The 10,842-nt window shown below is 59.4% G+C and carries 14 protein-coding genes; 6 read left to right on the top strand and 8 right to left on the bottom strand.

Annotated features, from left to right (window positions below; genetic code table 11):
* Positions 1–8: 8 nt before the first annotated feature.
* A complete protein-coding gene (locus tag Q4577_RS02675) occupies positions 9–569 on the bottom strand; it encodes a tetratricopeptide repeat protein (RefSeq protein ID WP_303466652.1) in 561 nt (186 codons plus the stop codon).
* A 64-nt stretch (positions 570–633) separates the two neighbouring features.
* On the opposite strand from Q4577_RS02675, the gene Q4577_RS02670 reads away from it, so the two are divergent.
* From Q4577_RS02670 to Q4577_RS02655, 4 genes are all read left to right on the top strand, one after another.
* A complete protein-coding gene (locus Q4577_RS02670; protein WP_244691331.1) occupies positions 634–921 on the top strand; it encodes an SCP2 sterol-binding domain-containing protein in 288 nt (95 codons plus the stop codon).
* Positions 921–1,907 carry an alpha/beta fold hydrolase gene (locus Q4577_RS02665; protein WP_303466653.1) on the top strand — a complete coding sequence of 329 codons (987 nt, stop codon included), beginning with the start codon at positions 921–923 and terminating at the stop codon, positions 1,905–1,907. Before Q4577_RS02670 ends, Q4577_RS02665 begins: the two co-directional genes overlap by 1 nt.
* A gap of 92 nt (positions 1,908–1,999) precedes the next feature.
* Positions 2,000–3,820, top strand: coding sequence for a M3 family oligoendopeptidase (locus tag Q4577_RS02660; protein WP_244691333.1), 1,821 nt, complete (start codon positions 2,000–2,002; stop codon positions 3,818–3,820).
* 60 nt (positions 3,821–3,880) lie between these two features.
* The gene (locus tag Q4577_RS02655) at positions 3,881–4,237 is read left to right on the top strand and encodes a YigZ family protein (protein ID WP_303466655.1); all 357 of its coding nucleotides are present in this window, start codon (positions 3,881–3,883) and stop codon (positions 4,235–4,237) included.
* Positions 4,238–4,240: 3 nt separating this feature from the next.
* Here Q4577_RS02655 and Q4577_RS02650 read toward each other — a convergent pair whose 3' ends face one another.
* The 4 genes from Q4577_RS02650 to xseA all read right to left on the bottom strand — a co-directional run bounded on the left by Q4577_RS02650 (position 4,241) and on the right by xseA (position 7,813).
* On the bottom strand, positions 4,241–4,951 hold the full coding sequence (locus Q4577_RS02650; protein WP_303466656.1) for an alpha/beta fold hydrolase: 711 nt from the start codon (positions 4,949–4,951) through the stop codon (positions 4,241–4,243).
* Between the two features lie 149 nt (positions 4,952–5,100).
* Positions 5,101–5,706, bottom strand: a complete 606-nt coding sequence (locus tag Q4577_RS02645) for a hypothetical protein (protein WP_303467438.1) — start codon at positions 5,704–5,706, stop codon at positions 5,101–5,103.
* Between the two features lie 78 nt (positions 5,707–5,784).
* Complete coding sequence (locus Q4577_RS02640; RefSeq protein WP_303466657.1) at positions 5,785–6,213, bottom strand: VOC family protein; 429 nt, start codon at positions 6,211–6,213, stop codon at positions 5,785–5,787.
* A 58-nt stretch (positions 6,214–6,271) separates the two neighbouring features.
* Positions 6,272–7,813 carry an exodeoxyribonuclease VII large subunit gene (xseA, locus tag Q4577_RS02635; RefSeq protein ID WP_303466658.1) on the bottom strand — a complete coding sequence of 514 codons (1,542 nt, stop codon included), beginning with the start codon at positions 7,811–7,813 and terminating at the stop codon, positions 6,272–6,274.
* A gap of 70 nt (positions 7,814–7,883) precedes the next feature.
* Between xseA and purD the strand changes: the two genes are divergently transcribed.
* Complete coding sequence (gene purD / locus Q4577_RS02630; protein ID WP_303466659.1) at positions 7,884–9,146, top strand: phosphoribosylamine--glycine ligase; 1,263 nt, start codon at positions 7,884–7,886, stop codon at positions 9,144–9,146.
* A gap of 146 nt (positions 9,147–9,292) precedes the next feature.
* Here purD and Q4577_RS02625 read toward each other — a convergent pair whose 3' ends face one another.
* Both Q4577_RS02625 and Q4577_RS02620 read right to left on the bottom strand, forming a co-directional pair.
* Positions 9,293–9,703: a CopD family protein gene (locus tag Q4577_RS02625; protein WP_303466660.1), complete on the bottom strand. Its 411-nt coding sequence runs from the start codon at positions 9,701–9,703 to the stop codon at positions 9,293–9,295.
* Positions 9,704–9,724: 21 nt separating this feature from the next.
* Complete coding sequence (locus Q4577_RS02620; protein ID WP_244691340.1) at positions 9,725–9,991, bottom strand: DUF2312 domain-containing protein; 267 nt, start codon at positions 9,989–9,991, stop codon at positions 9,725–9,727.
* Between the two features lie 116 nt (positions 9,992–10,107).
* Here Q4577_RS02620 and Q4577_RS02615 point away from each other — a divergent pair, with 116 nt between their 5' ends.
* Positions 10,108–10,323, top strand: a complete 216-nt coding sequence (locus Q4577_RS02615; protein WP_244691341.1) for a hypothetical protein — start codon at positions 10,108–10,110, stop codon at positions 10,321–10,323.
* Between the two features lie 94 nt (positions 10,324–10,417).
* Here Q4577_RS02615 and Q4577_RS02610 read toward each other — a convergent pair whose 3' ends face one another.
* A complete protein-coding gene (locus Q4577_RS02610; protein WP_244691342.1) occupies positions 10,418–10,636 on the bottom strand; it encodes a hypothetical protein in 219 nt (72 codons plus the stop codon).
* Positions 10,637–10,842 lie beyond the last annotated feature (206 nt).

The following is a 10,842-nucleotide window of genomic DNA, read 5'->3' as shown; positions in this document are numbered from 1 at the left end:
GGTCTTGTTCAGAGATCACGGCCGCGGGCCGCGACCAACAGCCGCTCGACACCCTTTTGCGCTTCTTCATCGTTGGGATGCAAGCGCAAGACCATTTCATATCCGTCCAACGCGCGTTTCTTGTCGCCAAGAGATTCGAAAATCACCGCAAGCCCGCGCAGGGCGGCGAAATGGTCCGGGTTCAACCGCAGCGCCATTTCCAAATCCCCAAGTGACGGGCCAATCAGATCCGCATTGTAATACGCCATGGCCCGCATGTGATAGCCTTCGGCAAAATCCGGCGCATGGTCGATCAGGGCGGTCAAATGTTCAATGGCGGCCGGAAAATCCTGCACATCCATCGCGTCCTGACCGCGTTTCAGCAACAAATCCATCGCGCCAGAGCCAGAGCGCGACCAAAGCCGCGCAATCTCGGCTTCAATCCGCGCAGCTTCGACCGGCTCAGCCTCGCGCAATTGATTCAAAAGCGCGTCAGTTTCCGCCGCTTCGATAACCGAAGGTAGGGAATACATGACTATGAGCGAAAGTGCCGCAACGCTACGTTTGATGTGTTGTCTGATCGTATCCATAGTTATTCCAATGTAACGCGGCGGGATCGAAATACTACCCGCGATCAGACTTAGGAGAACGCAAATGAGTGATGTGGTGACCGCAGCGGTCAAGGCGCTGAACGAAAAGCTCGACGATGGCTTTGACGGCAAAGCAAAATTCGTCATCGATGGCGAGGGATCGATCCTGGTCGATGAAAACGGCGCCAGCGCATCGGACGAGGATGGCGATGTGACCCTGACCGCAGATGCCGACACATTCGAGGCCATTCTTGCCGGTGACCTCGATGCGACCAGCGCCTTCATGAGCGGCAAGCTGACGGTTGATGGCGATATGGGACTGGCCATGCAACTGGGATCGGCCTTGTCCTGATGACACTTTTGCCAGCCCCGTATTTCAGCGACATTGCCCGCGGTCCCGACAACGGCCAATGCTACTGGCTGACCACCGATGACGGAAAACGCATCCGTATCGGCCATTGGTCTGCCGCCGGCACCGCAGAAGGTAAGCCACTGGGAACATATCTTATTTTCCCCGGCCGCACGGAATATGTCGAAAAATACGGGCCGCTGGCAAAAAACCTGACCGCTGTCGGATACGAGGTGATTGCCATCGACTGGCGCGGTCAGGGGTTGTCGGATCGCATGCTGGCCGACGAACGGGTCGGCCATGTGGATGTGTTTGCCGATTATCAACGCGATGTGCAGGCTGTTCTGGCCGCATTGCCCAAACTGGGCGCGCCGAAACCGCTGTATCTGCTGGGTCATTCCATGGGCGGCTGCATTGGCCTGCGCGCCCTGCACAACAAGATTCCGGTTATTGCCGCGGTCTTTACCGGTCCGATGTGGGGCATTCGCATTTCGACCCCGGTGCGCCCCGCCGCATGGGCCGTGGGCTGGACCAGCAAAATTCTGGGCCTCAGCCATCATTACGCGCCCTCGACCGGGGCAGACAGCTATGTCGCCACCGCGCCCTTTGAAGACAATCTTTTGACCACCGACCGCGACATGTTCGATTTCATGCGCGATCAGGTGGTCACCCACCCGGAATTGCAACTGGGCGGACCTTCTCTGCATTGGTTGCATGAGGCGCTGCGCGAATGTCACCAGCTGGCGGCGATGCCCTCGCCCGACCTGCCCTGTCTGACCTTTATCGGCAGCAATGAACGCATTGTCAGCGTGCCGGATATTCAAACCCGCATGTCCAACTGGCCCGGGGGCAAGCTGGAGGTGCTGGAAAATGGCGAACACGAAGTCTTGATGGAGGCCAGGGAAATGCGGGCGCGGATATTCGAACTGACCTGCGCCCATTTCCACGCCGCTTTTGAGCAGGAAAATCAGGTCCGGGTCACGGCGTAACACAATCCGCCACCGGGCGGCGGCGCGCCCTCCCTTGAACCTTGGACCTTGCCGGGCTTATCTGTGGGCAACCAGAACAGAAGGCCAAATTCATGTTGAACCTCCCCTTTCCCGTGCGCGACGCCAATTCCGGTGCGGGCACCCGCGATCTTGGCGATTTGCCGGAATGGGATCTGTCCGATCTCTATGCCGGGGAAGATGCCCCCGAACTGGCCCGCGATCTTGACTGGCTTGCCACGGAATGCGCCAGCTTTGCTGCCGATTACGAAGGCAAGCTGGACGGTCTGGATGCTGCCGAGCTGTTGAAATGCGTGCAGCGCAACGAAAAGATCAGCTCTGTTGCCGGGCGCATCATGTCCTATGCCGGGCTGCGCTATTACCAGCTGACCACCGACGGTGCACGGGCGAAATTCATGTCCGACGCGCAGGAAAAAATCACCAATTTCACCACGCCGCTGGTGTTTTTCACGCTGGAACTGAACCGGCTGGGTGATGATCATTTCGAACGGCTTCTGGCCGAAAGTGGCGATCTGGCGCGCTATGCCCCGGTGTTCCGGCGCATTCGGGCGATGAAACCCTTTCAGCTTTCTGACGAGTTGGAAAAATTCCTGCATGATCTGGGGGTTGTCGGCGATGCCTGGGAACGGTTGTTTGACGAAACCATTGCCGGGCTGACCTTTGAAGTTGACGGCGAAGAGCTGAACATCGAAGGCACGCTGAACCTTTTGACCGAACAGGACCGGTCAAAGCGCGAGGCCGCCAGCGTCGAATTGGCGCGGGTGTTTGCCGAAAACATTCGCATCTTTGCCCGCGTGCACAACACGCAAGCCAAGGAAAAGGAAATCGTCGACCGCTGGCGCAAGATGCCCAGCGCCCAGACCGGTCGCCACCTGTCCAACGATGTCGAGCCAGAGGTCGTCGAAGCGCTGCGCAATGCGGTTGTTGCCGCCTATCCCCGGCTGTCGCACCGCTATTATGCGTTGAAAGCCAAATGGTTGGGCCTGGACCGAATGCAGGTCTGGGACCGCAACGCGCCCCTGCCGATGGAAGAAACCCGCACCGTTGGCTGGGACGAAGCACGCCAAATCGTGACCGAGGCTTATGCCGGATTTGATCCGCGCATGGCGGAATTGGCCGAGCCGTTTTTTGAAAAGGGCTGGATCGACGCGGCGGTAAAACCGGGCAAAGCGCCGGGTGCTTTTGCCCATCCAACCGTGACCGACGTACACCCCTATGTGATGCTGAACTATCTCGGCAAGCCGCGCGATGTGATGACATTGGCGCATGAATTGGGCCATGGCGTGCACCAGCGTCTTGCCGCCGATCAGGGCGAAATGCTGTCCTCTACCCCGCTGACATTGGCGGAAACCGCATCGGTGTTCGGCGAAATGCTGACCTTCCGCAAGATGTTGGAGGGCGCGAAAACGAAAGAGGCCCGCAAGATCCTGTTGGCGGGCAAGGTCGAGGACATGATCAACACCGTGGTGCGCCAGATCGCGTTCTATGACTTTGAATGCAAATTGCACGCGGCGCGCCGGGAAGGTGAACAAACCCCCGACGACATCAATGCGCTCTGGATGTCCGTACAGGCCGAAAGTCTCGGGCCGGTGTTCGACTTCATGGAGGGGTATGAAACCTTCTGGGCCTATATTCCGCATTTCGTGCATTCGCCGTTCTACGTCTATGCCTATGCCTTTGGCGATGGTCTGGTGAACGCACTTTATGCCGCCTATGAGGCCGAGCCGGAGGGGTTCCAGGAGAAGTATTTCGACATGCTGAAGGCCGGCGGATCGAAACATCACAAGGAACTTCTTGCCCCATTTGGCCTTGATGCATCGGACCCTGCTTTCTGGGACAAGGGCCTGTCGATGATCGAAGGTTTCATTGACGAGTTGGAAGCGCTGGAAGACTAGGCGCCAATGATCTGGCGGTTCGGGTAATTGCAGCCCGAGCCGCCAGATTGCGCATAACACATGCTGACATTTGAAAACATCCTGACCGACCGCGGATCGAAATATGCGGTATCCGGGGCGCCCTGTGCGTCGGACGCCGAAGCAAAAGAGCTGCTCAAAGCGCTGAAGACGCAAAAGAAATTCGCCAAGGCGACGCATAATACCTGGGCTGTTCTGCTCGACCACGCGCCCATCAAGAACGACGATGGCGAAAGTGGCGCGGGCAATGTGATCCTGAGGATGCTGGAACGTGATGACATCCGCAACCACCTGGTGATTGTCACGCGATGGTACGGCGGCAAGCATCTGGGCGGGGATCGGTTCCGGCACGTGCAAACCGCGGTACGCCATTACCTTCAGGCGGCGAATTTGCTCTGAAATCTATTGCAGGACAAAGGGTTGTTTCTGCCAATCCCGCAGCGCCTCAATGACCGCTTCGGGCTGTTCCATCGGCGACATATGACCGGCACCTTCGATCACCTTCAGCCGTGCATAGGGGATCAGGGTCGACAGAAATTGATGCCGTTTGACCGGCAGGGCCACGTTTTCCGCGCCACACATCACCATTGCCGGCACTTTGCATTTGCGCATCACCGCTTGTTGATCGCGACGGCGCACTGCGGCACGTGTCTGGCGGGCATAGACCTCTGCCCCCAGGTGCAACCCCATGTCCAACGCCATGGCCCTGACCTCTGCGCTGTCGGGCGAGACAGCAAGACCAGACAATCGCAACTCTTCTTCCAAAGCTTCGACCAAGCGCCCCGTGCGGGCCTTGACAAGCCGCGCCTCGCGCGCGGCGGCCTCTTGTGGCGTTTCGGCCAGGGGGGTTGTGTCCATCAGCGCCACGCGCAACACCCGCTCCGGGGCGCGGCGCATCACTTCCATGGCGACGATGCCGCCAAATCCCAACCCCGCCAAGGCAAATTTGGCGGGCAGCGCCGACATCAAGGCCGACGCGATTTCTTCGACGCGTTCGCCGATTGTCACCGGGGCGACCATCACAGGCGTATCCGCGCTCAGCGCCAGAACCTGCGGCCCGAACACCCGTGCGTCACACATAAAACCTGGTAAAAAGACGAGCGGCTCGCGCATTTCGACCCAAAGGCCCCCAATTTGTCCCCACTATTGCTGTGGGATTTGCGGCCACAATATCGAATGCCCGCGCAAAGGAAAGTGCGGAAACGCGGTCCGGGGCAACCGGGCGGATTGTTGAACATCGCCGTCGGAAACCGCCCAAGAATTCACCCCGCGCGGCCCCGAAATGGCGGAAAATCCTGATAAAGCTGCTGGCGCGTGGATAGCGCCATGTCCGGGACGGCCCCGCGTTTCAATAACGTGCCGCGCGGCGCGATGTAGCTGGAAATCTGCCGCCAGGGCTCTGGCCGCCATGAAATATTGAAGGCGCAGAGTTTTGGAAAGAACCACAGCTCTGAAAACGGCAGGTGATCGTGAATCCACCAAGCAAGATCGCGCCAATCGCGGCCACGATCATACTGGTCGGCAAACCACGGAATGACGATGCTGGCCCCGGCCACCGGAACATCGGGAAAATCCCAGATATGGCATTCCTGGGGATAGTCATTGCGGGCGCAATTCAGTTTGTTTTCGTTGCCATAGCGGTTCAGCTCTGGCGATCTATACCCGGATCGGACCGCGACCCGCCCAAAGGTGTCCTGCATCGGATCCAACAGCGCGTTGCAAAAGGACCGCCCGCGTGAAATCGCCAGATCCGGGTATTCCGGGATATTGGCGATGCCGTGGAAATTGCCGATTTCTGAATACAGAAATTCGCGCATATAAAAATGCTGTCCCAGCCGCACCCGGCCCAACGTTTCCAGGCTCCACATGCTGGTCGGCTTGCGCATCACCCTGCCCTGTGGTGTCGGCCCGGCCCACCGCAATGGCAGGCCGCTCCGGGTCGGGGGTCAGCCATGACCGTTCCAGCGAAACGACCCATCCGCAGCCAAGGGCGAAAACGGGTTATGCGCCACTTCCCAGATGTTGCCTTCTGGATCTGAGAAATACGCGTGATAGCCGCCCCAGAACACCTCTTGCGGCGCTTTCAGGATCGTGGCGCCGGCAGCTTCGGCCCGTTGCACCAGCGCATCCACAGCAGCACGATCCGCCAGATTGTGCCCCAATGTCATCGCGCCATGCCCCAGGCTGGCTTCTGCGACGCCAATATCCTTGGCCAATTCCGCAAGCGGATACAGACCCAATGTCTGACCAATCAGATCAAACGCAATCACGCCCTCCTGTGTTTCAACCCGGCGCCAACCAAGCTGGTCATAAAATGCCGCGACCGCCGCCATGTCGCGCACGCCCAATGTAATCAGCGAAATTCGTTGTTCCATCATGACCCTCATTGATTAACTGAGCGTGAACATATAGCGAACATCATCACAACACCAGTTACAACAGGCTGCCCTGTTCCGGGGGCGCTTTTGCCGGTTTGACCTTGATTTTGGGCTGCGCGCCGATTTTCAAACGCCCATCTGCGAATTCTATTTCCAATCCGGTTGCGTTTTGTGCCGCAGATTTTGTTGTGACAACGCCCGCTTCGCCGCGGACAACCGCATAGCCGCGCGCCAGGGTCGCTTTGTACCCCAATGTTTCACGCAGACGTTCCGCCGCAGCCAGTTGATCCCGCCAGCCAGCCACCTGCCGCTGGGCACTTCCTTCAAAACGTGAAGAAAGCGATGCAAGCCGCTCTTTTTGCGCCCTTAAATCCCGTTCGATTTGCCGCGTAGATACACGAATTGCATTCAATTTTTCGCGTTTCCGGGTGACCGATGCCGCCAGAACCGGCGCCAGTCGGGCCGCCAGTTTTTCGGTGCGTTGTTTGTCATTGCGCAGCATCCGGCGGAGCGACGACAATTGCAAAGCACCGGATTGTTCCGACAGGATCACGCGGCGCCGTTCGACCCCACGCACCAGCGCCACTGGCAGACGCTCGCCCCAGGTGTCCAGCCGCTGGCGCGGCCCCTCGGTCAAAACATCCGGCCGTGGCAGGGCGCGGGACAGATCCCTAAGCCGTTGCTTGCGCTGGGAAACCCCGCCCGTCAGCGCCTGGGTCAAACGACCGCCCTGACCATCCAGCCAAGCAAGAAGTTCCAACCGCACCGGCACCGCCATTTCCGCCGCCGCTGTGGGCGTGGGCGCCCGCCGATCCGACACAAAGTCGATCAGGGTCGTGTCGGTTTCATGCCCAACCGCCGAAATCAACGGAATTTCCGACGCCACAACAGCGCGGGCAACGATTTCTTCGTTGAAGCCCCAAAGATCCTCGATCGAGCCGCCACCACGCGCCACAATCAACAAATCAGGTCGCGGCAAGGCGCCCCCCGGCGTCAGAGCGTTAAAGCCGGCAATGGCCTTGGCCACATCCGGGGCGCATCTTTCGCCTTGAACCGCCACCGGCCAGATCAGCACCTTGCGCGGGAACCTATCGCGCAATCGATGCAGGATATCCCGGATCACCGCGCCACTTGGCGAGGTCACAACCCCAATTATTTCAGGAAGATACGGGATCTCCTTCTTGCGATCCGTCGCAAACAGCCCCTCGGCCTCCAGCGCCTTTTTGCGCTTGTCCAGCATGGCCATCAGGGCCCCGACGCCCGCCGGTTTAATATCCTCGATGACAATCTGATACTTCGATTGCCCGCCAAATGTGGTCACCCGACCAGTGGCCACAACCTCCATGCCTTCTTCCGGCATGGTCGCCAATCGCGCGGCGACACCTTTCCAGATCACACCAGAAATGACCGAACGATCATCCTTCAAATCCAGATAGATATGACCGGATCTTGGCCTGGAGACCCGCCCCACTTCGCCCTTGATGCGAATATGCGAAAACTCGCCCTCGATCACGCGTTTGATCGCGCCAGAGACCTCGGTCACCGAATATTCCGGCGCGTTCCTGCCCTCTTGGGACTCGTCGATCAGGTCTGACATCTCACCTCGCTTGTATCTGCTTGGGCCAGACCCTAAAACGCCGGGCAACAAAGTCCAAGCGGAGACCCCCATGAATATCCTCATCCTCGGCAGTGGCGGGCGCGAACATGCCCTCGCCTGGGCGGCCCTTCAGAACCCGAAATGCGACAAGCTGATTGTGGCACCCGGCAATGCCGGCATTGCGCAAATCGCCACCTGTGCATCGATGGATATCGAAAACGCCGGGGCGGTTTTGGCGCTGGTCGAGGCCGAGACAATCGACTTTGTGATTGTCGGCCCGGAGGCGCCACTGGCGGCAGGAGTGGCGGACCGGCTGCGGGATGCAGGTTTGCTGGTGTTCGGCCCCTCGCAAGAGGCGGCGCGGCTTGAAGCCTCGAAGAAATTCACCAAGGAAATCTGTGACGCGGCCAATGCCCCAACCGCAGCTTATGGCCATTTCACCGACCCGGATCGCGCCAAGGATTACATCCGCGCCCAGGGTGCCCCGATTGTGGTAAAGGCCGATGGCCTTGCGGCGGGCAAAGGCGTGATTGTGGCGATGGACGAAGCCACGGCACTGGATGCGATCGACGATATGTTTGGCGGCGCATTCGGCGCGGCCGGGGCCGAAGTGGTGATCGAAGAATTCATGGACGGCGAAGAGGCCAGCTTTTTCGTGCTCTGCGATGGCAAGACCGCCCTGGCCATTGGCACCGCACAGGATCACAAGCGCGTCGGCGAAGGGGACACCGGGCCGAACACGGGCGGCATGGGCGCCTATTCCCCTGCCCCGGTCCTGACAGAAGCGCTTCAGAAACAGGCGCTTGATGAAATCATCAATCCGACATTGGCCGAAATGGCGCGGCGCGGGACGCCGTATCAGGGCGTGCTCTATGCCGGGCTGATGATCAAGGATGGGCAGGCGCGTCTGGTCGAATACAACGTGCGGTTCGGCGATCCCGAATGTCAGGCCCTGATGCTGCGCCTGGGGGCTCAGGCGCTGGACCTGATGCATGCCGCAGCCGAGGAACGGTTGCATGAGGCACAGGTGACCTGGGGCGATGATCACGCGATCACGGTGGTTCTGGCCAGCAATGGCTATCCCGGCGCTTATGAAAAAGGGAGCGTTATCAAAGGGCTGGAGGCACTGCCCGAGGATAGCAGCAATATGGTGTTCCACGCTGGCACCACCGCGGTCGACGGCGCGATCACAGCAACCGGCGGCCGGGTTCTGAACGTGACTGCGCGCGGGGCCACGCTGGACGAGGCGCGCAAGCGGGCCTATGCGATGATCGACGGCATTGATTGGCCAGAAGGCTTCTATCGCAAGGACATCGGCTGGCGCGCGCTTTGACCTCAGGGGGCACCCTGGGGCTGCCAGTCACGAGGCCCCGGGTCAGGCCCGGGGCCGGTCCACAGCTGGATCACATGTGTCCAGCACTGCCCCGGACTTGATCCGGGGCCTCCCGGACCACATGAAACGGACCACGTGCAAGTGGCCTAGAATGGTTTGGTGACCACCACCCAAAGGATGGCGATCACGCCCAGCACACTGATTTCATTGAATATCCGCAGGAACCGGTCACTTTCGCGGAATTCACCGTGCCTTGCGCGGGCCACCATGCGACCGGTCATCACATAATGGGCGACCAGCAGGGACACCAGTCCCAGTTTTGCCCACACCCAAAGCGGAAAATCCCAGCTCACACCCAGCCACAGCCCGGTGATCAGGGCAACAACGCCAAGGCCCGCCGAAAACCGGTAGAGCCGAAATGTCAGATCACCGGTGGGCCCAGGCGCGCCAAGCTGCGCCCATTCCCGTTTCCAGAAGATCAATGCGCGCGGCACGGCAAAGATCGACGTCATCCACCCCATCACGCAGAGCAGATGTATGATCTTGACCCAATCCATGCCGTTCAGCCCCGTATCAGATCAGGTCATGCCCAACGCTTCTTTGTACATTTCTAACACCGCTTCTTCTTCGGCGATGTCGTCCTTGTCGCGTTTGCGCAGCGCGATCACCTTGCGGATCACCTTGGTGTCGTATCCACGCGCCTTGGCTTCGGCCATCACTTCTTTTTGCTGTTCGGCGATGTCTTTCTTTTCCTGATCCAGCCGCTCGAATCGCTCGATGAACTGGCGCAGTTCGCCTGCGGTCACTTTGTAGCTGTCGGGAATTTCGTTTTCGGTCACGTCCATGGATGCTCTCCTGCCTTTTGCAACGTAGCTAGCTTTGCCGCGCCCGTACCGCAAGACCCTTGCGATGACGGGCCGCTTCGATTACCGAACCGGCGAAGGCAGTAAGGGGTTTCATCATGGATTGGCTGGTCTGGGGCGGCGCGTTGGTGTCGGTTGTCGGTGTCGTCGGATTGATCTGGTGCATCACAACCGTGATGCGTGCCAAAAAATCGGCACTGTCGGAAGAGGCCATGCGCGCCGTGATGCACAAAGTCCTGCCGCGCAATCTGGCGGCCCTGTTCCTGTCGGTGATCGGGCTGATGATGGTGATTCTCGGAATTTCATTCGGGTGATGGGCGACGTGCCCGGCCCCGACCGGACACATCAATCAGATTTCAGGCCGACCGCCCTGGTCAAGCGCAGGAACCTGCGCCAAAGCGGCGGTGTCTAGACCGGCAGATTGTCAAACTGTGCCTCGACGGCATCGTCGATGCGGTCTTGTTCGGCACGCGCACAGCGGGGGTCGGACACGCGGACCCCCTCACTATCAGCTTTGCGTTGCAGTTCGAGCCGATGCTGGCGCAGCACCTGACGGTCCGCGACACCGCTGGCCGCGATCTGTGCGTCAATATCAGCAAAAAGGCGTTGGTATTGTGATCTATGCATCTTGGTCCTCCCCTGTCCAAGATCCTAACAGCATCTGAGATTCGGGGAACCCGGCAATACAAGCTCAGGTTGCGTTTTTTCGGATAATTGAAGCGCCGCACAAACCGCGCTGAAAAATTCGGCACTATGCCCTGCCCCGCCTCAATCAGCATCAAATTGCGAGTTTTCTGCCATCGACCTTCGGGGCGGCGCGGGCAGAATTTTGC

The organism is Marinovum sp. 2_MG-2023, from assembly GCF_030548265.1.
Classification (GTDB): domain Bacteria; phylum Pseudomonadota; class Alphaproteobacteria; order Rhodobacterales; family Rhodobacteraceae; genus Marinovum.
This window is presented reverse-complemented; position numbering and strand designations above follow the sequence as displayed.